A 22,171-nucleotide genomic window follows, 5' to 3' on the forward strand; every position below is an offset into this window, starting at 1 on the left:
ATGAAGGCACAGTCGCAGGCCGCAGGTCAGGGCCATGACCTCGGCATCGACAAGAAGGTCGTCCTGGTCACCGGCGGCACGCGTGGCGTCGGCGCGGGCATCACGAGGGCGTTGGCCGAACTGGGCGCGGTCCCGGTCGTGTGTGGACGCAACCCCGGCGACGACGCGGATGTCGAGTTCGTCGCCTGCGACGTCCGGGACGCCGATGCGGTCGACGAGATGATCCGTGGGATCGCGGAGACCCATGGCCGTCTCGACGGGGTGGTGAACAACGCGGGCGGCTCGCCGTTCGCGCTCGCGGCAGACGCGTCCCCTCGGTTCACGAGCAAGATCGTCGAGCTGAACCTGCTGGCACCGCTGACCGTGGCGCGCGCCGCCCACGCGGTGATGCGGCAGCAGGAGACCGGCGGCGCGATCGTCAACGTGTCCAGTGTGAGCGGACATCGGCCGTCGCCGGGGACGTCGGCCTACGGTGCGGCGAAGGCCGGGCTGGACAACGCGATGACCTCGCTCGCGATCGAGTGGGCACCGCAGGTCCGCGTCAACTCGGTGGTGTGTGGGGCAGTGCTGACGGAGCAGGCGCACCTACACCTCGGCGACGACGACGGGGTCGCCGCGGTGGGGGCGACCATCCCGATGGGTCGGCTCGCGATGCCCGCCGATGTGGGTAACGCGGTCGCGTTCCTGCTCAGTCCGTTGGCCGGTTACATCACCGGATCGACACTGACCGTGCATGGTGGTGGTGAGAAGCCGGCGTTCCTGGCCGTCGCCACCGCAGACAATCAGGTGTGATCCGATCACGCCATGACACCGAACAATCGACACAAGGGGAGAAGTCTTGGCTGACAAGCTGAATGAGGGCCGCATCGCGATCGTGACCGGTGCCGGACAGGGAATCGGCCGGGCGCATGCCCTGGCCCTCGCCGCCGACGGGGCCAAGGTCGTGGTGAACGACTTCGACGCCGATGCGGCGCACGCCGTGGTCGGTGAGATCACCGATGCGGGTGGATCCGCCGTGGCGGGCGTGGCCGATGTCGCCGACTGGGCCGACGGGACCGCTCTGGTCGAGACCGCGGTCAAGGAATTCGGTGGCCTCGACATCCTGGTCAACAACGCGGGATTCGTCCGCGACCGGATGCTGGTCGCGATGTCGGAGGACGAATGGGACGCGGTGATCCGCGTTCATCTCAAGGGCCACTTCGTCACGTTGCACCATGCCGCCGCGTACTGGCGTGCGCAGTCGAAGGCCGGTGAGCAGCGCGCGGCCCGGATCATCAACACCTCGTCGGGCGCCGGACTCTTCGGGTCGGTCGGGCAGGGGAATTACGTTGCCGCCAAGGCCGGTATCACTGCTCTGACCATTCAGGCGGCCGCGGAGTTGGGCGGCTACGGCGTCACCGCGAACGCGATCGCGCCGTCGGCGCGGACCCAGATGACGATGGGTGCGGGCGAGGCGATGGCCGCACAGATGGCCGCGCCGGCGGACGGCTCGTTCGACGCGATGGACCCGGCGAACATCTCGCCGCTGGTGGTCTGGCTCGGATCGCCGGAGTCGTCGTCGGTCACCGGACGCGTCTTCGAGGTGGAGGGCGGCAAGATCACCGTCGTCGACGCATTCCAGCGCAGCGCCGAGCAGGACAAGGGATCACGCTGGGCGCCCGGTGAACTCGGGCCCGTGGTCGACGAGATCCTGGCGAAGTCGCCGGTTCCGGTACCCGTCTACGGCGCGCGGTAGACGTGACGCCGACCGCCGGCCCCGAGCGTGAAGCACAGCTCATCGCGTCGGCGCGGGCCTATGTGGACGCGCTCGTCAGTCACGACCCGTCGGGGGTCGCCTTGCATCCGGATTGCACACGTACCGAGATGGGGATGAAGACGGGACGCAACGGAGCTCACATCGCCCGTGGGCTCGCACGAGGGCCGCAGTTCCGGCTCATCCATCGCATCAGTGGTTTCACCGCCGAGGTGGACGGGCACATGGTGTCGACGCGATTCTGGGTGCATGTGCGTCCCAAGACGCTCGGCCTCGCCGCGCAGGTGACCGAGTCCTTCGTCGTCGACGAGGACAACAAGATCCGGGCGATCGTGGCCCGGTTCGGGGTGCCCCGACGTAAGTGAAGTGACGCGCGCCGATCGTGCGCAGCTTTTCGCCGATCGGGCACAGAATTCCGCCGACCGTGCAGTCTGGCTGCCGACCAGCTCTCGCTTGTCGGTGGGACGGCCCGGTCGGCGGGTAACTGTGCCCGATCGGCGAAAAGCTGTGCCCGGTCGGCGGGAAAGCGTGTCCGGTCGGCGGGTGCGGGTCAGGCGCTCGGTGCCCGCACCACCATCGGCACACCGGGGAAGTCCGCCGCCATCTCGGAACGTGACTTGCGAAGCGCCGCGGTGCCGTATCCCTTTTTGCGGTGGTCCGGGTGGATCCAGATCCGGACGTCCACCTCGCCGTTGATGAGCTCGCCGAAGACGAGTCCGACCTTGGTGCTGCCTTCCAGGGCGACCAACCAGACGGCGTCCTCGTTGTCGACGCGCTCGGTGGCCTTCGCGATCTCGTCGGACAGGGCGCCCGCGGGGCTGCCCGAACCGTCGCCGGCGACCTTCAACTCCTCGGTGCGGACTTTGAAGAGGTCTGCGTCGTCGCCGGTGAACGCGCGGAGTTCCAGCGTGTCGCCACTGCTGGCCGGGCGCTCGGCGAGGGTGAAGGTCAGCGCGTTGTTCAGATCGTCGAGCTCCGCCTGGTTCTTCCGGCGCTCGTCCTTGGTGAGCTGCTCGAGGGACATCCCGAGGATCGCCTCGGCACCTAGTTTCGATTTGTCGAGCAATGTGGCGACGGCGTCGACGGCCTCGGCACGGTTCTCGGCGTCGACGATGGCGTCGAGGACTTCGTGGCGCCGCTCCAGGGCGGTCAGGAGGGCGTCGGTGATGTCGCGGCGGGTGGTCGCCAGATCCAGATCGGTCATGAGCATGATCGTAGTTCAGTGGATGCGCGCGTGCGTGGGAGACGTATCCGCCGACGACCCAAAACTGAAACGTGTTCTATGTCGGTGTTGCCGGATTCAAGGTCGGGATATCGCCATGTCATGGCGGCAAATATGGGTCCGGTGCTTCCCTTGGTCTGTAACACGTCCTAGTGTTGGTGACCATGACTGATGTTCAGGATGCGACGACCGACTTCGACCATCTGCGGGGCGGCACCCACCTCGGCGACCTGCTGGTGGCCGCGTTGGGCCGCCACGCCGACCGCAAGGTGCTGTTTCTCGGGGACACCGAGCTCACCGGACGCGAGATGGCCGACGCCGTCAGCCGCTATCAGCAGGCGTTCGAATCGATGGGGGCCGGGACCGGCGCGACGGTCGGGCTGCTTGCACTCAATCGGCCGGAAGTGCTGCTGGTGATCGGTGCCGGGCAGACCCAGGGGTGGCGACGCACGGCGCTGCACCCGCTCGGCTCCCTCGACGACCACGCCTACGTTCTGTCCGATGCCGGGGTCACCACACTCGTCATCGATCCGGTCCCGATGTTCGTCGAGCGCGCGGCAGCGCTGATGGAGCGTGTCGACAGCCTCAAGCAGGTGCTGACCTTGGGGCCGGTGCCGGAGGAACTCGCCGCCTACGGCCGTGACGTGATCGCGGAGGCGGCCAACTACCAGCCCCGGCCGCTCGTGGCCGCCGACCTGCCGCCCGAGCACGTCGTCTCGATCACCTACACCGGCGGCACCACCGGCAAGCCGAAGGGTGTCATCGGCACCGCACGTGCGATGTCGACGATGACGCAGATCCAGCTCTCCGAGTGGGAGTGGCCGGAGAACCCGCGGTTCCTGATGTGCACGCCGCTCTCCCATGCCGGTGCCGCATTCTTCGTGCCGACCCTCATCAAGGGCGGGTCGATGGTCGTCATGGCCAAGTTCGATCCCGCCGAGGTGTTGCGGGTGATCGAGGAGGAGCGCATCACCGCGACGATGCTGGTGCCGTCGATGCTCTATGCGCTGATGGATCATCCGGACTCCCGAACCCGCGACCTCTCGTCGCTGGAAACCGTGTATTACGGTGCGTCGGCGATCAATCCGGTTCGTCTCGCGGAGGCGATCGAACGCTTCGGTCCGATCTTCGCGCAGTACTACGGCCAGTCTGAGGCGCCGATGGTCATCAGCTACCTCGGCAAGAACGACCACCCGAAGCCCGGCGAGGACACCCGGCGGCTGAGCAGCTGCGGCCGCCCGTCGGCATTCCTGCGGACCGCGCTGCTCGGTCCCGACGACAAGCCGGTGGCCCAGGGCGAGCCCGGCGAGATCTGTGTCGCCGGGCCGCTGCTGGCCGGCGGGTACTGGGGTCTGCCGGAACAGACGGCGGAGACCTTCCGGGACGGCTGGCTGCGTACCGGCGACGTGGCCCGCGAGGACGCGGACGGGTTCTGGTACATCGTCGACCGCACCAAGGACATGATCGTCACGGGCGGCTTCAATGTGTTTCCGCGCGAGGTGGAAGACGTTGTCGCCGAGCATGCTTCGGTCGGTCAGGTCGGCGTGATCGGGGTGCCCGACGACAAGTGGGGTGAGGCCGTGACCGCCGTCGTGGTGCTGCGCGGGGACGCGGACCAGAGCGACGAGGCCAAGGAGCTCGTGACCAAGGAGATCCAGCAGTCGGTGAAGGACCGCAAGGGCGCGGTGCAGTCGCCGAAGCAGGTTGTCTTCGTCGAGTCGCTTCCGTTGACCGCACTGGGCAAGCCGGACAAGAAGGCCCTGCGCGCGAAGTTCTGGGAGAACTCGGAGCGCGGGGTCGGCTGAGGACTGTCGTCGTCGCCACTTCGTTGGTCGAGTAGTCGCGAGCTGTTACCGACCTGTTGGTCGAGTAGTCGCGAGCCGCTAGGCGAGTGACGTATCGAGACCCCGGGGGATGTTGCGGGTGGTCTCGATACGCACGCTCGTTCCTCGCGGGCTACTCGACCGGCGAGCCGTAGGACACGCGTAGTTCCTTGACCCCGTTCAGCCAGCCCGACCGGACACGTTGTGGCTCGGCGATCTTGGACATGTCCGGGACGATGTCGGCGAGGGTGCCGAACATCAGGTTCACCTCGAGCCGGGCGAGGTTGGCGCCGATGCAGAAGTGGGCGCCGTTGCCGCCGAAACTCAGATGTGGGTTCGGATCTCGCGTGATGTCGAAGGTGAACGGGTCGTCGAACACCGTCTCGTCGTAATTGGCCGAGCTGTAGAACAACCCCACACGCTGCCCGGCCGCGACCGGCACGCCGGCCACCTCGGTGTCGGTGATTGCGGTGCGCTGGAAGCAGTGCACCGGCGTGGCCCAGCGAATGATCTCGTCGACGGTGGTCGCCGGTCGATCGCTTCGATAGTGGGCCCACTGATCGGGATTGTCGAGAAATGCGTTGACGCCGTGCGAGATCGCGTTTCGGGTGGTCTCGTTGCCCGCGATGACGAGCAGGATCACGAAGAAACCGAACTCGAGCTCGCTCAGTGCATGACCGTCGATGTCGGCCTCGACGAGCGTGGTGACCAGGTCGTCGCGAGGATTCTTCCGACGATCCTCGGCCATGGCGTACGCGTAGGCGAGCATCTCGGTGTTGGCGGTGAGCGGGTCGTACTTGGAGTCGGGGTCATCGGGATTGACCATCGAATCGGCGAGGTCGCAGAGACGGTCATGGTCTTCGGCCGGCACGCCGAGGAGGCCGAGGATGGCCTGCAGCGGCAGGTGGATGGCGACGTCGTCGACAAAGTTTCCGCTGCCCTTCTCGGCCGCGGCCGTCACGATCTCGCGTGCCGTCGCCGACAGCTGCTCCTCGAGTGATGCCACCGCCCGTGGGGTGAACATGCGGGACACGATCTTGCGCATGCGGGTGTGCTCCGGTGGATCCATGTTGAGCAGAAAGCACCTCGATGCCTCGAGCTGCTCGCGCGTTGCATGCTCGGGAACCCGCATCACCGCGCCCTTGGCCCAGTTGGACCAGGTCGCGGTGTCCTTCGAGATCGATCTGATGTCCGAGTGCCGACTGATCACCCAGAATCCGTCGTCGTCGAAGTAGGTGGGACCGAGCGCCTGCTTGTTCCACCAGACGGGCGCGGTTGCACGGCGAACGGCGAACTCGGCAAGCGGTAGACCGCGTTCCAGCAGGTCGGGGTCGGTGAAGTCGATGTCCTCGAACTTGCGGGTGGCCGATGCAGTCATGTCGTCCTCGCGGGTCGCGGTAGTGGCCGGAGTGTGGCCCACATCACTCGAAATTACACCCAATTCGACGATGTATGGTCTCGATGCCGCGCCGCGAGGCGCTCGTGTGACGGCTCAGGAGACCGGACAGACCCCGTATCGCACCGGGAGGTCCTTGACGCCGTTCAGCCAACCGGAGCGGATACGCCGCATCTCGCCGATCTTGCCGATGTCCGGCAGGGTGTCGGCGATCGCGGTGAAGATCAGGTTGAGCTCGAGCCGGGCGAGGTTGGCCCCGATGCAGAAATGCGGGCCGTTCCCGCCGAATGCGAGATGCGGGTTCGGATCGCGTGTGACGTCGAAGGTGAACGGCTCGTCGAACACGTCCTCGTCGAAATTGGCCGAGCGTAGAACAATCCGACCCGCTCGCCCGCGCGGATCGACACCCCGCTCACCTCGGTGTCGGCCAGGGCGGTGCGTTGGAACGCATTGACCGGGCTCGACCAGCGGAGGATCTCGTCGACGGCGGTGCCGGGCCGGTCACGCTTGAAGAGTTCCCACTGAGCGGGGTTCTCCAGGAACGCGTTCATCCCGTGTGTGGTCGCGTTGCGGGTGGTCTCGTTGCCCGCTGTGATCAGCAGGATGACGAAGAACCCGAATTCGGTCTCGTCGAGGGCCTCGCCGTCGATGTCGGCGTTGACCAGCATGGTGACCACATCGTCGGTCGGGTTCTTGCGCCGTTCCTCGGCGAGGTTGTACGCGTATCCGAGGAGTTCGGCGTTGGCCATCGTCGGGTCGATCGTCTGGTCCGGGTCATCGGTGTTGATGATGGCGTCGACGAGTACGTGGATCCGTGACCGGTCGGCTTCGGCAACGCCGATCAGATCCAGGATCGCTTGTAGCGGTAGGTGAATGGCGATGTCGTCGACGAAGTTCCCGGTGTCCTTGGCGGCGGCCTCGGTCACGATGTCACGTGCGTAGTCGGTGAGCACCTCGGAGAGCGCGGCCACGGCCTTGGGGGTGAACAAGCGCGAGATGATCTTGCGAAGACGGGTGTGCTCGGGCGGGTCGTGATTGACCAGGAGTGCCTTGGTGAACTCGAGCTGATCGGGTGTCATGTAGTCCGGCAGTCGGATGATGGCGCCCTTCGCGTTGGTCGACCAGACATCGCTGCGCTTCGAGATCTCGCGGATGTCGCGATGCTTCGTGATCGCCCAATAGCCGCCGTCGGTGAACACCGAGGTGCCCGGTGGCTGCGCGTTCCACCAGACCGGCGCGGTGCGACGGAGTTGCGCGAACTCCTCGCGGGGGATGCCCTTCTCGAGCACATCGGGATTCGTGAAGTCATAGCCTTCGCCGAATGGACAGACTCCGCTGGTGGTTGCCGTCATGAGTTCTCCCTGCTCTTGCCGGCGCGGGTCGCGATGGACCACGCGCGGTGTGGCCGACGCCACTACATCATACATCTCCAACCGATGTGTATGGTCTACCGCCGCCGGGCTCGGCGCGACATCCGCCCTGGCAGGTAGGGTCGGTTCCCATGAATCCGGTCCGGATCGCGTCGACGGTTGCATGCCGATGAGGACGCACGGTTGGGGTGGTCGGGTGCCTCGCAACGACGACGAGGCCACCGCGAGAATTCTCGCCGCCACCCGGACGATCATCGACAGACGAGGGGCGTCGACGAGCATTGCCGATGTCGCGCGTGAACTCGATGTCACGCGGCAGACCGTCTATCGGTACTTCGCCAGCACCGAGGAGTTGCTCTCGGCAACCGCGCTCGATGCCGTCGGCGCGCTCCTGGATCGGATGACCGAGCGGTTGCGCGGGATCACGGCTGCCGACGACGCAGTGGTGGAAGGTGTTGCGGGCGTGCTCGAAGAACTCCGCGACGACGATTACGTCGGGCTCCTGTTCCGCACCGACCGGCTCAGCGTGCCGGTCGTCGGCGAGATCACCTCGGAGATCGGCCGCGTCTTCGCACGGTCGATGGTCGATCGGATGGACGTCGACTGGGCGGGGTCGGGCTACACGGACCGCGAGCTCGACGTCGTGGTCGAAATCGTTTTGCGCACACTGCAATCCATGGTCATCGACCCCGGCTCTCCGCCGCGTTCGGCGGCCGCTCTCCGGGAGTTCCTGGATGCGTGGATGGGGGCGTCCATACGTGGCCTGGTGGCCGCACCCCGGCGAGGGGTGCGGCCGGACCGGGTCAGCGCGGTTCGCAGATGACGACCGGGATCTCCCGGTCGGTCCACGCCGCGTAGGTGTCGAAGTCGGCGTAGAGGGAGACGAGTTGCGGCCACAGATCGTCGCGCTCGGCATCCGTCGCCGTCCGTGCCGTCAACTCGTGGATTTCCTTGCCGACCTGGATGGTCACCTCGGGGTTCGCGACCAGGTTGAGATACCAGGCCGGATTCTTCGGTAACCCACCCTGCGACGCGACCACCACGAAGGAATCGCCCGTGCGGAGGTAGAGCAGCGGTGCCGTCCGCGGCTCGCCCGTTTTGCGTCCGATGGTGGTGAGCAGGCACATCGGGACGGGATTTCGTAGACCGGCGCCGATGCGCCAGGTATTGCCCAACCGCCCGCCGGTGGCCTTGTACACCTTCGCGTTGAGGCGAGAGCCGACCTTGATCAGCGACGCCACGGCCGGCGAGCTCAGCTGTTTCGGCCGTGCATTGGGATCCATGACCGGCATCAGATTCGTTCGATGATGGTGCCGGTGGACAGTGCACCACCGGCGCACATGGTGACGAGGGCGGTCTGGCCGTCGGTGCGCTCGAGTTCATGCAGTGCGGTGGTCAGCAGCCGGGAACCGGTGCTGCCCACCGGGTGTCCGAGTGCGATGGCGCCGCCGTTGACGTTCACCTTGTCCATGTCCGCGTTGTGGACCTGGGCCCAGCTGAGCACGACCGAGGCGAAGGCCTCGTTGATCTCGACGAGATCGATGTCCGACAACGCCATTCCCGACTTGGCGAGCACGCGTTCGGTCGACTGGACCGGTCCGTCGAGGTGGTAGTGGGGCTCGGCGCCGACGAGTGCCTGGGCCTTGATCCGTGCACGGGGCGTCAGACCGAGAGCGCGGGCCTTCGCCTCGTCCATGATGAGAACCGCGGCGGCACCGTCGGAGATCTGCGACGACGTGCCCGCGGTATGGATGCCGCCGTCGAGGACCGGCTTGAGTCCGGCCAGCGACTCCAGGGTGGTCTCCCGTAAGCCCTGATCCCGGCTGACGTCGAGGACGTTCCCGGTGAGCTCACCCTCCTTGGTGCGCTCGGGTGCCTTGAGGGCCAGGACCTCGCGGTCGAATCGTCCCTCGTCCCAGGCCTGCTTGGCGAGACGTTGGCTGCGCTCGCCGAGGGCGTCCACGTCGGCCCGGGTGATGCCGCGTCGCGTTGCGATGCGTTCGGCCGCCTCGAACTGGTTCGGCAGGTCGACCGTCCAGGAATCCGCGTGATAGGGGCCGGCGTCGGTGCCGACGTTCGCGCCGAGAGGGACCATCGACATCATCTCGATGCCGCACGCGATGCCCACGTCGATCGCATCGGTGGCGATGAGCCCCGCGATGAGGTGGTTGGCCTGCTGGGCGGACCCGCACTGACAGTCGATCGTGGTGGCGCCGGCGTGTTCCGGAAGACCCGCCGACAGCCATGCCTTGCGGGTGATGTTGCCTGCTTGCGCCCCGGCCTGGGTCACGCAGCCGCCGATCACCTGCTCGACGATGCTCGGATCGATGCCTGCTTTGTCGATCAGGCCGCTCTGCGTGAGCCCCAGGAGTTCCTCGGCATGCAGGCCGGACAACCACCCGGCTCGCTTGCCGATCGGCGTCCGCGCTGCCTCGACGATAACCGGCACACCCATGCCCAACTCCTCTTCAGGTCTGTTCTACTTCGACCTCCTCAAAGTAGAACAAGTTCCTATTCGCGTCTATGGCCGGGGCGGCTTGTGGCCACGGCGGTGTTCAGAACGCGTTCGCCCGCAAGGGCGTTGGGTGGTCGCGGGCGAGATGTGCACCGGGCTGACCTCGTGACCGGCCCCGCGTCGTCGATGTGGCAATGAATATTGATATTATTTCCGCACCTCGCAAGCTTGCCGGGCAAGCAAAACTAGAACAAGTTCTCGTTGGGGACTGTCTTTTGGGTCACAGTGTGCTCTAATGGGTTTTGAAACAGGTTCTAAATCTCACAGCGAGGTGGTGTGACGTGACCCAGGCTCAGGGTGCGACTACAGGCGCCGATATCGGGGGCGCAGAGGCGACAAGTTCGTTCATGGAGCAGGAGGGTTGGGATTTCACCAGCCCGGACCTGCTTGAACAGGGTATTCCGGTCAAGGAGTTCGCGCAGCTGCGCAAGACCGCTCCCGTGTGGTGGAACGCCCAGCTGGAAGGCAAGGGTGGCGGCTTCCATGACGGCGGCTACTGGGTGGCTTCCAAGCATGCCCACATCCGGGAGATCTCCAAGAACAACGACGACTGGTCGACCGCGACCAACGGTGTCATCATGCGGTTCGACGACGAGATGAACCAAGATCAGCTCGACGTCACCAAGGCGCTGCTGATCAACCACGATCCGCCGGATCACACGCGGCTGCGCAAGCTGGTCTCCAAGGCCTTCACCCCGCGCGCGGTGCAGGCGCTGGAGGACAAGCTCGACAACGCGGCCCGCACCATCGTCAGCAAGGCCGCGGAGACGGGCACCGGCGACTTCGTCCACGATGTCGCCGTCGACCTGCCACTGCTGGCGATTGCCGATCTCCTGGGCGTGCCGGAGGTCGATCGGGGGAAGTTGTTCGACTGGTCGAACAACATGATGAACTACGACGATCCGGAGTTCGGCGAGGACCCGGAGATGGCGTCCGCCGAAATCCTCGGCTACGGCTACACGATGGCCGAAGAGCGTCGCAAGAACCCGGTCGACGACATCGTCTCCACCCTGGTGAACGCCGACATCGACGGTCAGAGCCTCGACGAGACGGAGTTCGGGTTCTTCTTCATCCTGCTGACCGTGGCGGGTAACGAGACCACGCGTAACGCGATCAGCCATGGCATGAACGCCTTCCTGGAGAACCCCGATCAGTGGGAGCTGTTCAAGAAGGAGCGTCCGGCGACCGCGGTCGACGAGATCGTGCGGTGGGCGACCCCGGTCAACTGCTTCCAGCGGACGGCCAAGCGTGACACGCAGATCGGTGGCGTCGACATCAAGGAGGGTCAACGCGTCGGCATGTTCTACGGCTCGGCGAACTACGACGAGGACGTATTCGACGACCCGTTCACGTTCAACATCATGCGCGACCCGAACCCGCACGTCGGATTCGGTGGCAACGGGGCGCACTTCTGTATCGGTGCGAACCTGGCGCGTATGGAGATCAACCTGATGTTCAACGCGCTCGCCGATCTGGTCCCGGACATCAGTCGTCTGCAGGCGCCGCGCCGACTCCGTCACGGATGGATCAACGGCGTCAAGGAGCTCCAGGTCGACTACGGCGTGAAATGACCGCGCAGGAGACCGGACGGAACGACTCGCCCGCCTACCTCAACATCGACCGGGAGAATCATCCCGCGGTGGTGGCGGGTCGTCGGTCCCGCGAGCTCGTCGCGGCCCGCGACAAGCAGGCGTGGTTGGACAACTTTGCCGTCGAGGGGTCGGTAGAGGACCCGGTCGGGCCGTCGATGTTCGACCCCGAGGGCAAGGGTTTCCACGGTCACGACCAGATCGCGGAGTTCTGGGACAAGTCGATCGCCACCACGGAGAGCATCGAGTTCGTGTTCGACGACGAGATCATCTGCGGTGATGAGGTCGCCTACGTCGGCAAGATCGTCACGCACATCGCCGGGCACGTCTCCGAGGCGCACGGGGTGTTCACCTACCGTGCCGATGCCGACGGGAAGATGGCTGCGCTGCGGGCCTTCTGGGAGGTCGAGAAGACGATCAAGTCGGTCCGGCCGGCCTGAGGCGGACACCACTTTTCCACCCCATCTCTTGTTTTCCACCTCGTCCCCGACGAAGGTGGATCACGAGAGGTGGGGTGGATTCGTCTTCCGCATTGCCCCACACCAGCTGCTGCGAAGGTGGAGCAATGCGTGCGATCGAGCGTATCCGCGGTTACGTCAATGCCTTTGGGTCGTCGAAACGACATCGAGGTGATCTGGGCGGATGGCTCGGTCGCCGACCACAACTGCTGGCCGCCACGGGCATCTACGAATCGGCGCTGCTGTTCAGCAATCGCCTCGATCCGAAGATCAAGGAGCTCGCCGAGCTGAAGACCGCGGGTCTCGTGAGTTGCGAGTTCTGCCTCGACATCGGGTCCGCCCTGGCGCGCGGCGCCGGGGTCACGGAACAGCAGATGCGCGACCTGCCACGTTATCGGGACAGCGAGGCGTATACGGAGTTGGAGAAGCTGGTGCTCGCCTACGCCGAGGCGATGACGGTGACGCCGGCCGTCGGCGACGACCTGGCGGAGTTGCGTGCCCGGCTGTCCGAGCAGCTGACCAAGAGTCAGATCGCCGAACTCGCCGCGACCGTCGCCTGGGAGAACCAGCGGGCGCGGCTGAACCAGTCCCTCGGTGTCCGTCCGACTGGTATGTCCGACGGTGCGGCGTGCGCGTTGCCGGAGCCAAGGGTCTGAACTTCGCGCCTGCCGTCGGCACCATCCCGTCGATCGAGTAGCCACCGAGCGAAGCGAGGCGGCGTATCGAGATCACTCGTCGGGAGTGGTCTCGATACGCCGCCTCGCCTGGCGGCTCGGTGGCTACTCGACCAGCGGAGTCGGCACCTACTCGACCGGCGGAGGGTCGGTGGCTACTCGACCGGCAATGCGCCGCCTAGTGGGCGGGCTTGTCCGCGCCCACCAGCCACATCGAGAAGTACTGCGAGCCACCGCCATACGCGTGACCGAGCGCCTTGCGGGCGTCGGGCACCTGGTGATCGCCTGCCTTGTTCATCACCTGGATCGCGGCCTCGGCGAAGCGGATCATGCCCGACGCGCCGATCGGGTTCGACGACAGCACGCCACCGGAAGCGTTGACCGGCAGCTGCCCGCCGATCTCGGTCTCGCCTGCCTCGGTGAGCTTCCAGCCCTCGCCCTCGGCAACGAAACCGAGGTTCTCCAGCCACATCGGCTCGAACCAGGAGAACGGCACGTAGATCTCGGCGGCGTCGATCTCCTGGAGCGGATTGCTGATCCCGCCCGACTTCCACAGGGCCGCAGCGGCGTCGCGGCCGGCCTGCGGGCTCACCACGTTGCGGTGGGCGTAGGAGAGTGGTTCGGTGCGCATGGCGGTGGCGTGAATCCACGCCACCGGATCACCCGCGGAAGCAGCGTCGTCGGCGGCCTGTTCGTCGCCGATCACCACTGCACACGCGCCGTCCGACGACGGGCAGGTCTCGTCGTAACGGATGGGGTCCCACAGCATCTGGGACTCCATCACCTTCTCCGTGGTGATGTCGGCCTGCTGCAGGTGGGCCAATGGGTTCTTGGAGCCGTTGCGCCGGTCCTTGGCCGCGACGATGGCGCCGATGTTCGACGGCGCACCGGACTGCCGGATATAGGACCGCACGTGCGGTGCGAAGAAGCCACCCGCACCCGCGCCGACCGGCTTGGTGAACGGAACCGGGATCGATAACGCCCACATGGCATTCGACTCGGACTGCTTCTCCCAGGCGACGGCCAGCACCCGCCGATGGACACCGGCGAACACCAGGGACGCGGCGACGTTGGCGGTGGAGCCGCCCACCGAACCGGCGGTGTGCACACGGATCATCCGTTTGCCGACCGCACCGATGGCCTCGGCCATCGCCAGTTCGGGCATCATCGACCCCTCGAACAGGTCGGGGGCCTTGCCGATGACGATCGCATCGATGTCGTCGATGGAGACCTTCGCGTCCGCCAGGGCGGCGTCGATGGCCTCACGGCACATACCCGCCATCGTCACGTCGTGGCGTTTGGCGACGTACTTGGTCTGGCCGGTGCCCAGGACCGCTGCGCGATTGTTGTGTGCCATCAGTTCTCGTCTCCCGCATTCTCGTCTGCGCTCAGGGTGACCACCATGTTCTGCTGCAACAGCGGGCCGCTCGTCGCATGTGCCAGCGCGGTCTCTGCCTCGCCGCTCAGGATCTCGTGTGCGGCGTAGCCCACCCGCTGAAGGCCCGCCGAGAACAACGAGTTCCCGGTGAGTGCGCCACCGGACGGGTTGATCCGCACCGAGTCGGGCAGGCCGATCGCGTTGCGCACGATCAGCTCCTGATGAGTGAAGGGTGCATGGATCTCGGCCACATCGACCGCCCGCGTGCGATGACGGAAGGCGGTGTCGGCGGCGAGCGACGTCGACGGTGAGACGGTCAGATCTCGCGCGCCGAAGTTGGGTGTGTCGATGCGGTGATCCCAGCCGGTGATGAACGCCGGGTTGGCGACGAGCTCGCGGGCCCGTCGTTCGCTCGCGATGATCACCGCGGCGGCGGCGTCGGTGTACGGCGCGATGTCATGAGCGCGAAGCGGATCGGCGACGAGGTCGGTGGCGAGCAGATCGTCGACCGACTTGCCGGTGGTGCGCGCGGCGACCGCAGCCATGTCGGCCTCGGTCCAGGCACCCGAGTCGATACCGGCACGGGCCTGCAGGGCGCCGAGTGAACGGGCATCCGGCCACAGCGGACCGACGGTGTACGGATCGGTCTGCAGGGCGAGGGTCTGATCCATGTTGCCCGCGGTCGATTTGCCGAAGCCGTAGGCCAGCGCGAGGTCGACCTCGCCGGTGGCGATCTTCACCCATGCCTCGTACAGCGCCCAGGCGGCGTCCATCTCGACGTGTGACTCGTTGATCGGCGGCATCGCCCCGATGGAGTCGATTGCGGAGATGAACGAGAATGCGCGTCCGGCGAGGTAATCCGACGATCCGCTGCACCAGAACTCGATGTCGGTGCGGGAGATGCCGATGTCGGCGTACAGCTTCTGGAAACACGGGATCAGCATTTCGACACCGTTGGTGGTGCCGTGGGTCCCGACGATGTTCGGGCTGTGCGCGAACCCGATGATCGCAATCCGGGGGAGTGTCACAAGAGCTCCTAGTTCTTCAGAGAAGAAGGGTCAGATGATCGATCAGAGGTGATCGCGGTAGGTCTCGTACTCGGCATCGGGCTCACCGGTCGGTGCGAAGTGGCTGATATTGCCGATCGAGTGATCCCATTCGTCCTCGGGGAGCCAGACGGCCTTGACGCGCATGCCCATTCGGACATCCTCCGCGGCACAGTCCAGGATGAGGTGCAGGAACGGGATGTCCGAACCGTCGAGCAAGACGTACGCGGCCACATACGGGGGTTTGATCCGCTGTCCCTGGAACGGCACGTTGACGATGCAGAACGTGGTGACGATCCCGGTGTTGCCCAACTCCACCCGCTCGACCGCCGTGGCGCCGTCGGCCGGGCTCACCTTGCGCGGCGGGAAGTAGACGCGTCCCTCGTCGACGCCGGAACCGATCCGGGAGCCGTAGAGCTTGCCGGCCTTGAGTCCCTCGAGGTACCAGGACTCCTCTTCGGTTGCGGAGTGCGCGATCTCGGTGGTGATCGGCGTCGTCATGACCACGAGGTCACCCTCGGGATTCTCCGCCTCGTTGGCGGGAGCCGCCTCCCCGGACTCGCCGGGAGCGAAGTACGCGATGTCGTCGATTCGGCCGATCCGGGCGGGACGCCAGACGGCGTGCACGCGAAGGCCGGTCGAGATGTCGCCGGGCGCATCGACGGCGACCACGTGCAGCATCGACGTGTCGGCACCGTCGAGCTTGATGAGCGCCCAGGCGAACGGCTTGTCGAGGGGCTGGGGATCGAGCGGTTCCTGCTGCCACGACCAGGAGATCACGGTGCCGGTCGGGGCGACGTCGACCAACTCGGTCGTCGGGGCGCCGCCGGCAGGATCGAACTCGACAGGCGGGACCGAGACGGTGCCGCCGCTGCCCTTGGAGCCGACGATGCGACCGTCGCGCAACGCGAGTGCGAACTGACTCAGGACCGGCCCCAGCGAACGCGTGTACTCGAACGAGTTCTTCAGGGGAGCGGTGAGGATCGGGGACTCCGGCTCGGGTACCGCCGCAACGGGGCTGGCCGGGGCCGGACGGGGTGCTGTTGTGCTGGTGCTCACGCATCGAGTAGAACACGTTCTAGTATTGAGGCACAAGGTGCATGTCACAGACTCGGGCCCGCGATGGCCGGGGCGACGTTGGAGGACGCCAGATGAAGCTCGGACTACAGCTCGGCTATTGGGGGCAGGGGCCCATCGAGAACGCCCCGGAGTTGATCGCGGCGGCCGAAGATGCAGGTTTCGAGGCGGTTTTCACGGCCGAATCGTGGGGCTCGGACGCCTATACGCCGCTGGCCTGGTGGGGCGCGGCGACCGAGCGGATCAAGCTGGGGACCTCGGTGGCCCAACTCTCCGCGCGGCCGCCGACCTCCCTGGCGATGCACGCGCTGACGCTCGACCACCTCTCGGGCGGGCGACACATCGTGGGTCTGGGGGTGTCGGGACCGCAGGTCGTCGAGGGCTGGTATGGCCAACCGTTCGCCAAGCCGCTCGCGAGGACGCGGGAATACGTGCAAGTCGTGCGGGACGTGTTGGCGCGGGAAGCGCCGGTGCGCAACCCCGGGTCGCACTACCCGTTGCCGTATCCGGCCGACGCGCCCGGATCGACCGGACTGGGCAAGTCGCTCAAACCGATCACCCATCCGCTGCGCGCGGACATCCCGATCTGGCTCGGGGCCGAGGGGCCAAAGAACGTGGCACAGACCGCGGAGATCGCCGACGGCTGGTTGGCGATCTTTTACAGTCTGCGTCTGGCCGGCCAGTACGAGGAATGGCTCGCCGAAGGTTTCGCGCGGCCGGGTGCACGGCGCAGTCGTGACGACTTCGAGGTGGCGGCGACGGCTCAGGTGGTCATCACCGACGACATCTCCGCCGCCATCGAGCGATACCGGCCGTCGACGGCACTCTATGTCGGTGGGATGGGCGCAAAGGAGAAGAACTTTCACGCCGAGCTCTACCGGCGGATGGGGTACGGCGACGCGGTCGACGAGATCGGTGCGCTGTTCCGCGCCGGAAAAAAGGCGGAGGCGATGGCCGCGGTGCCGGACGAGATGGTCCGGGAGACGATGATCGTCGGGACCGCCGACGAGGTCCGCGCCCAGATCAAGCAGTGGGAGGCAGCCGGGGTCAGCATGCTCCTGGTGACCGCGCGAGACACCGGGACGATCCGCGAGCTCGCCACACTGGTCTGATCTGCAATGCCGAATATGTCGAAATATATTGGGAGGTCGGACAAGTCGCCCCCAACCGTCGGGCGTCGGCAATCGTGAGCGGTCCCGATAGCGGACGACAAGACCCTGCGCCGTGCGTAGACACCGACGCGATCGATCGCATCATCCAGGTCGCCGGCGATCTCATCGAAGGTGGCGAGTCGGTCAGTGTCCGACGTGTGGCGCAGTGCTCGGGCGTGACCCGCGAGACCGTGTACCGCTACTTCTCGAGCGCGGATTCGATTGTGTTGGCGGCCGCTGAATCGGCGGCGTCGAAGTTCCTCGTGGAACTCTCGACGGCGTTGCGTGAGATCGCCGGCCCGGTCGACACGGTGGTCGAGGGAATCGCCATCACGATCGAACAGTTGCGGGCCGACCAACGCTTCGCCCTGCTGTTCAACGCCACCGGCCGATCTCGGTATCTCGACGAGGTCACCTCGCCGGAGGCCATCGCAGTCGGACGATCGATCCTCGACGAGGTCGGCGTGGATTGGCGTGATCGGGGCTGGACCGACGCTGATCTCGATGAGTTGGTCGAGTTCATGTTGCGGACCCTGCAATCTTTCATCGTCGATCCCGGCGAGCCGCCCCGGACGGGAGCGGGCCTGCGCTGTTATCTGCGACGTTGGGTCGCGCCGGCAGTCGCGGTCGGAGCAGATGCGGCGAACGGACCTTGAGGTCGCGAATGTCCACCCATGGGCGGATTGACATCCTTTGTCGGCGCGCGCATCGTCGAATCGTGGGCAGGAAACTGAAGAACGATTGGTCGGGGCAGTCCTTTCCGCACGCCGGCCGGCGCAAACCCTTCATCGGCGATCTCGGCGTGTCCGACCCTCGGCATCCCCTGCTGAGTCTTCTCGAGTGGGGAGCCGACCTCGGGCCCATCTACGAGATGCGGATCTTCCGCCAGAACTTCGTGTTCGTCTCGAACGCCGAGCTCGCGGCCGAACTGTGCGACGAGTCGCGCTTCTGCAAGGCGCTTCCGCCGGCCATCACCGCGCTCCGTCAGTACGCCGGCGACGGTCTGTTCACGGCCCACAACGACGAGCCGAATTGGCAGCTCGCACATGAACTCCTGATGCCGGCCTTCACAAAGGCGGCCATGCAGTCGTACCACCCGATAATGCTCGAGACGGCCGGGGAGCTGTTCGATTACTGGGACCGGCAGAGCGGCCCGGTGGACGTCACCCGGTCGATGACCAAGCTGACCATGGAGACGCTCAGCCGTGCCGCGTTCAGTCACGACTTCGGGTCGTTCACCACATCTGAGCCGCATCCGTTCGTGGGGGCGATGATCCGTGCGCTGGAGACGGGCCGGCGCAAAGGCGGATTGTTGACCGCCCCGGGTGGTCGGTTGCTCGGACGCTACCTCGATCATCGCAACGCGGACCAGCAGGCGTATGTGGATCGGCTCCTCGACGACCTGATCGCCGAACGCACCGGGTCGACCGATCAGCACGACCTGCTCGGCATCATGCTCAACGTCTCGCATCCGGAGACCGGAGAGCGGCTGTCCCCGTTGAACATCCGCTATCAGATCCTGACCTTCCTGGTGGCGGGGCACGAAACCACCTCGGGTGCATTGGCGTTCACTCTCTACTACCTTTCCAGGAATCCCGAAGTGCTCGCGGCCGCGCAGCGTGAGGCCGATGAGATCCTCGGCGCGGATCCCCGCGCGACACCGACCTTCGAGCAGGTACCCAAATTCCGCTACATCCGCCGATGCCTCGATGAGGCGCTCCGAATCTGGCCCACGGTGCCGGCGTTCGCGCGGAGCCCGCGGTCGGAGACGACGCTGGCGGATCGATACCGGATGCAGCCGGAGGACTGGGCGGTGATCGTGCTCGGTCAAGTGCACCGTGATCCCGCCGTCTGGGAGAACCCCGACGTCTACGATCCGGATCGCTTCCTGCCGGCGAACATCAAGCAGCGTCCCGCACACAGTTACAAGCCGTTCGGCAGCGGCCTGCGGGCGTGTATCGGCCGGCAGTTCGCGATCCACGAAGCGGTGTTGGTCTTGGCGTGCCTGCTCCATCGGTACGACCTGACCGGCGATCCCGACTACGAACTCGCGGTCGACGAACGGCTCACGATGGTGCCGCGGGACTTCGAACTCGGCCTCGAGCCGCGACGGCAGCTCGCGCTCAACACATGATTTCGTAGCAATAATCCGCGCGTGCCGCGGATTATTGCTACGAAATCGGCTCACTCGCCGGTGAAGACCGGCTTCTCCTTGTTGGCGAAGGCCTTCGGGCCGATCTTGGCATCCTTGCTCTTGAAGACGGAGATGCCGAGCTTGGACTCGATCTCGAAGGCATCGAGCTCGTGCATGCCCTCGGTGTCGCGCATGGTCTTCAGGATCGCCTGCACGGCGAGCGGGCCGTTGGCCGCGATGGTCTCGGCGATCTCGAGTGCCTTGTCCAGCGCCGAACCATCGGGCACCACATAACCGATGAGGCCGTACTCCTTGGCCTCGGCGGCGGTGATGTGCCTGCCGGTCAGCAGGAGATCGGCCGCGATCGTGTACGGGATCTGACGCGGCAGCCGAACGGCGCTGCCGCCGAGCGGGAACAATCCCCAGCGGGCCTCGGCGACACCGAATTTGGCCTTCTCGCCGGCCACGCGGATGTCGGTGCCCTGCAGGATCTCCGTGCCGCCCGCGATGGCCGCACCCTCGACGGCGGCGATCAACGGCTTGGTGAGACGGCGACCCTTGAGCAGTGCGGGCAGGCTGGCAGGATTCCACGATCCCGAATCGGCGGTGTCGCCGGGGGAGTTCTGGTTCATCGCCTTGAGGTCCATGCCCGCGCAGAAGGCGCCGCCTGCACCCGTCAGGACGGCCACCCGGATGTCGGGATCGTTGTCGACCTGATCCCAGGCCTCGACCATGATCCGCATCATCTCGGCCGACAGCGCGTTGCGTGCCTCGGGACGGTTCATCGTCACGATCAGGGCATGCCCGCGCTTCTCGACGAGGCAATCCGGGCCCCGGTCGGTGGAAGTGTCGGAACCGGCAAATGTGGTCATCGTCGTCCCTCGCGAATGTGTGTGTGATTGCGGCTTGCCCGAAACGATAACACGTTCTAATTTTGAACCATGGCCTACACGATTGCCGACCTCATCGAGCATGCGGTCGATCTCATGCCCGAACGAACAGCCCTCGTCTCGGGTGAGGAGTCCCGGACCTATACCGAACTGGAGGCGCGGTCCAACGCGCTCGCCCACAAACTGCGCGATCTCGGCGTGCAGCCAGGGGACAGGGTGGGGCTGTACAGCAGGAACACCATCGAGTCCGTCGAGGCGATGGTCGCCATCTTCAAGGCCCGCGCGGTGATGGTCAACGTCAATTTCCGCTACGTGGAGGCGGAGCTCGAGCACATCTTCACCGACTCGGGGATGTCGGTGCTGATCCACGAGCGCCAGTTTTGCGAGCGCGTGTGCAACACGTTGCCGAGTTCTCCGACGATCACGAACCGGATCGTGATCGAGGACGGAACCGACGCCGATCTTTCCTGCGCGGGGTACGGCGACGCGATCCGTTACGAGGACGCCATCGCCGAGTCATCGGCGAAGCGGGACTTCGAGGATCGTTCCGGGGACGACCTGTACATGCTCTACACGGGCGGCACCACGGGCAAGCCGAAGGGTGTGGTGTGGCGCCAGGAAGATGTCTGGCGTGTTCTCGGCGGCGGCATCGACTGGTACACAAGCGAACCCGTGGCAGACGAATGGGAGCTGGCCCGCGCGGGCGCCGACGGCGGACAGCTGGTGCGCTTCCCGATACCGCCGTTCATCCATGGTGGATCGCAGTGGGCGGTGTTCCAGGCGCTGTTCGGCGGCGGGAAAGCCGTTGTCTACCCGGACTTCAGCGGGCCGGCCGCCTGGGAGGCCGTCGAACGGCACGGGGTCAACGTCATCTTCATCACCGGAGATGCCATGGGGCGGCCGATGATCGAGGCGCTGGAGGTGAAGGACGATTACGACCTCTCCAGCGTGGTGTCGGTCGCGTCGTCGGCCTGCCTGTTCTCGCCGAGCATCAAGGAGCAGTTCCTCGACCGGTTCCCCAATTCGGTGATCATCGATGCGATCGGGTCCTCGGAGACCGGTTTCGGTGGACTCGGCGTCGTCGCCAAGGACACCCCGCACACCGGCGGACCACGCGTGAACGCCGATAGCGAGACCCATGTCCTGCGCGAGGACGGGACACCGGTGGAACCGGGCAGCGGAGAGGTCGGAGTGCTGGCACGGTCCGGGCACATCCCGCTGCGCTACCACAATGATCCGGAGAAGTCGGCGAAGACCTTCCGGGAGTTCAACGGTGTTCGTTATTCACTTCCCGGCGACTCGGCCCAGCTCGAGGCCGACGGCAGCATCACCATGCTGGGCCGCGGTTCGGTGTCCATCAACACCGGCGGCGAGAAGGTGTTCCCGGAGGAGGTGGAGGGCGCTCTGAAGGCCCATCCGGATGTGTTCGACACCGTCGTCGTCGGTGTTCCCGACGACCGGTTCGGGCAGCGAGTCTCTGCGGTGATCGCCACCCGCGGGGATGCGCGTCCCGCGCTGGCCGACCTGAACGATGTGGTCCGCAAGGAACTCGCCGGGTACAAATGCCCCCGCAGCGTGTGGTTCGTCGACGAGATCAAGCGATCCCCGGCAGGTAAGCCAGACTACCGGTGGGGTGTCGGAATCACCCAGGAACGTCCCGCAGATGAGGCGCTCGGCGCCCCGGAGAAGAGCTGA

General features: G+C 66.0%; 20 protein-coding genes and 1 pseudogene. 12 read left to right on the top strand and 9 right to left on the bottom strand.

Annotated features, from left to right (window positions below; translation table 11 throughout):
* The 3 genes from ACLQ3I_RS08675 to ACLQ3I_RS08685 are packed head-to-tail and all read left to right on the top strand — an operon-like array spanning window position 1 to window position 2,118.
* A complete protein-coding gene (locus ACLQ3I_RS08675; RefSeq protein ID WP_425792500.1) occupies window positions 1-792 on the top strand; it encodes an SDR family oxidoreductase in 792 nt (263 codons plus the stop codon).
* 46 nt (window positions 793-838) lie between these two features.
* Window positions 839-1,735: an SDR family oxidoreductase gene (locus tag ACLQ3I_RS08680; RefSeq protein WP_425792501.1), complete on the top strand. Its 897-nt coding sequence runs from the start codon at window positions 839-841 to the stop codon at window positions 1,733-1,735.
* A 2-nt stretch (window positions 1,736-1,737) separates the two neighbouring features.
* Window positions 1,738-2,118: a hypothetical protein gene (locus ACLQ3I_RS08685; protein WP_267630298.1), complete on the top strand. Its 381-nt coding sequence runs from the start codon at window positions 1,738-1,740 to the stop codon at window positions 2,116-2,118.
* Between the two features lie 185 nt (window positions 2,119-2,303).
* On the opposite strand, the gene ACLQ3I_RS08690 is transcribed toward ACLQ3I_RS08685, so the two are convergent.
* On the bottom strand, window positions 2,304-2,957 hold the full coding sequence (locus ACLQ3I_RS08690) for a GNAT family N-acetyltransferase (protein WP_425792502.1): 654 nt from the start codon (window positions 2,955-2,957) through the stop codon (window positions 2,304-2,306).
* A 182-nt stretch (window positions 2,958-3,139) separates the two neighbouring features.
* Here ACLQ3I_RS08690 and fadD8 point away from each other — a divergent pair, with 182 nt between their 5' ends.
* Window positions 3,140-4,780, top strand: a complete 1,641-nt coding sequence (fadD8, locus tag ACLQ3I_RS08695; RefSeq protein ID WP_425792503.1) for a fatty-acid--CoA ligase FadD8 — start codon at window positions 3,140-3,142, stop codon at window positions 4,778-4,780.
* Window positions 4,781-4,931: 151 nt separating this feature from the next.
* Here fadD8 and ACLQ3I_RS08700 read toward each other — a convergent pair whose 3' ends face one another.
* Both ACLQ3I_RS08700 and ACLQ3I_RS08705 read right to left on the bottom strand, forming a co-directional pair.
* A complete protein-coding gene (locus ACLQ3I_RS08700) occupies window positions 4,932-6,176 on the bottom strand; it encodes a cytochrome P450 (protein ID WP_425801301.1) in 1,245 nt (414 codons plus the stop codon).
* 114 nt (window positions 6,177-6,290) lie between these two features.
* Window positions 6,291-7,546: pseudogene (locus ACLQ3I_RS08705) on the bottom strand (cytochrome P450).
* Between the two features lie 187 nt (window positions 7,547-7,733).
* Here ACLQ3I_RS08705 and ACLQ3I_RS08710 point away from each other — a divergent pair.
* Window positions 7,734-8,387, top strand: a complete 654-nt coding sequence (locus tag ACLQ3I_RS08710) for a TetR/AcrR family transcriptional regulator (protein ID WP_425801303.1) — start codon at window positions 7,734-7,736, stop codon at window positions 8,385-8,387.
* Here ACLQ3I_RS08710 and ACLQ3I_RS08715 read toward each other — a convergent pair.
* Window positions 8,368-8,856, bottom strand: a complete 489-nt coding sequence (locus ACLQ3I_RS08715) for a nitroreductase family deazaflavin-dependent oxidoreductase (protein WP_425801305.1) — start codon at window positions 8,854-8,856, stop codon at window positions 8,368-8,370. The genes ACLQ3I_RS08710 and ACLQ3I_RS08715 overlap by 20 nt on opposite strands.
* Complete coding sequence (locus ACLQ3I_RS08720) at window positions 8,856-10,019, bottom strand: steroid 3-ketoacyl-CoA thiolase (RefSeq protein ID WP_425792508.1); 1,164 nt, start codon at window positions 10,017-10,019, stop codon at window positions 8,856-8,858. The genes ACLQ3I_RS08715 and ACLQ3I_RS08720 overlap by 1 nt, the downstream gene beginning before the upstream one ends.
* A 341-nt stretch (window positions 10,020-10,360) precedes the next feature.
* Here ACLQ3I_RS08720 and ACLQ3I_RS08725 point away from each other — a divergent pair, with 341 nt between their 5' ends.
* From ACLQ3I_RS08725 to ACLQ3I_RS08735, 3 genes are all read left to right on the top strand, one after another.
* Entirely contained in the window at window positions 10,361-11,650 is a 1,290-nt protein-coding gene (locus tag ACLQ3I_RS08725) for a cytochrome P450 (RefSeq protein WP_425792509.1), read from the top strand.
* Window positions 11,647-12,108, top strand: a complete 462-nt coding sequence (locus ACLQ3I_RS08730; protein ID WP_425792510.1) for a nuclear transport factor 2 family protein — start codon at window positions 11,647-11,649, stop codon at window positions 12,106-12,108. The genes ACLQ3I_RS08725 and ACLQ3I_RS08730 overlap by 4 nt, the downstream gene beginning before the upstream one ends.
* Window positions 12,109-12,233: 125 nt before the next feature.
* The gene (locus ACLQ3I_RS08735) at window positions 12,234-12,782 is read left to right on the top strand and encodes a carboxymuconolactone decarboxylase family protein (protein ID WP_425801307.1); all 549 of its coding nucleotides are present in this window, start codon (window positions 12,234-12,236) and stop codon (window positions 12,780-12,782) included.
* A gap of 196 nt (window positions 12,783-12,978) precedes the next feature.
* Here ACLQ3I_RS08735 and ACLQ3I_RS08740 read toward each other — a convergent pair whose 3' ends face one another.
* Genes ACLQ3I_RS08740 through ACLQ3I_RS08750 form a run of 3 tightly spaced genes read right to left on the bottom strand, consistent with a single transcriptional unit; the run spans window position 12,979 to window position 16,283 of the window.
* Window positions 12,979-14,157, bottom strand: a complete 1,179-nt coding sequence (locus tag ACLQ3I_RS08740; protein ID WP_425792512.1) for a thiolase domain-containing protein — start codon at window positions 14,155-14,157, stop codon at window positions 12,979-12,981.
* Window positions 14,157-15,206, bottom strand: coding sequence for a thiolase domain-containing protein (locus tag ACLQ3I_RS08745; RefSeq protein WP_425792513.1), 1,050 nt, complete (start codon window positions 15,204-15,206; stop codon window positions 14,157-14,159). Before ACLQ3I_RS08745 ends, ACLQ3I_RS08740 begins: the two co-directional genes overlap by 1 nt.
* 42 nt (window positions 15,207-15,248) lie before the next feature.
* Window positions 15,249-16,283 carry a Zn-ribbon domain-containing OB-fold protein gene (locus tag ACLQ3I_RS08750; protein WP_425792514.1) on the bottom strand — a complete coding sequence of 345 codons (1,035 nt, stop codon included), beginning with the start codon at window positions 16,281-16,283 and terminating at the stop codon, window positions 15,249-15,251.
* 92 nt (window positions 16,284-16,375) lie between these two features.
* Between ACLQ3I_RS08750 and ACLQ3I_RS08755 the strand changes: the two genes are divergently transcribed.
* The 3 genes from ACLQ3I_RS08755 (at window position 16,376) to ACLQ3I_RS08765 (ending at window position 19,586) form a co-directional block, all read left to right on the top strand.
* On the top strand, window positions 16,376-17,413 hold the full coding sequence (locus tag ACLQ3I_RS08755; RefSeq protein ID WP_425801310.1) for an LLM class F420-dependent oxidoreductase: 1,038 nt from the start codon (window positions 16,376-16,378) through the stop codon (window positions 17,411-17,413).
* 74 nt (window positions 17,414-17,487) lie between these two features.
* Window positions 17,488-18,108 (top strand): TetR/AcrR family transcriptional regulator, encoded by a 621-nt coding sequence (locus ACLQ3I_RS08760; protein WP_425801312.1) that lies wholly within the window; start codon window positions 17,488-17,490, stop codon window positions 18,106-18,108.
* A gap of 8 nt (window positions 18,109-18,116) precedes the next feature.
* A complete protein-coding gene (locus ACLQ3I_RS08765; protein ID WP_425792517.1) occupies window positions 18,117-19,586 on the top strand; it encodes a cytochrome P450 in 1,470 nt (489 codons plus the stop codon).
* A 50-nt stretch (window positions 19,587-19,636) separates the two neighbouring features.
* Here ACLQ3I_RS08765 and ACLQ3I_RS08770 read toward each other — a convergent pair whose 3' ends face one another.
* Window positions 19,637-20,458 (bottom strand): crotonase/enoyl-CoA hydratase family protein, encoded by an 822-nt coding sequence (locus tag ACLQ3I_RS08770; RefSeq protein ID WP_425801314.1) that lies wholly within the window; start codon window positions 20,456-20,458, stop codon window positions 19,637-19,639.
* 69 nt (window positions 20,459-20,527) lie between these two features.
* Between ACLQ3I_RS08770 and ACLQ3I_RS08775 the strand changes: the two genes are divergently transcribed.
* On the top strand, window positions 20,528-22,171 hold the full coding sequence (locus ACLQ3I_RS08775) for an acyl-CoA synthetase (protein ID WP_425801316.1): 1,644 nt from the start codon (window positions 20,528-20,530) through the stop codon (window positions 22,169-22,171).

The sequence above is a fragment of the Gordonia sp. DT101 genome, from assembly GCF_049844895.1.
GTDB lineage: Bacteria > Actinomycetota > Actinomycetes > Mycobacteriales > Mycobacteriaceae > Gordonia.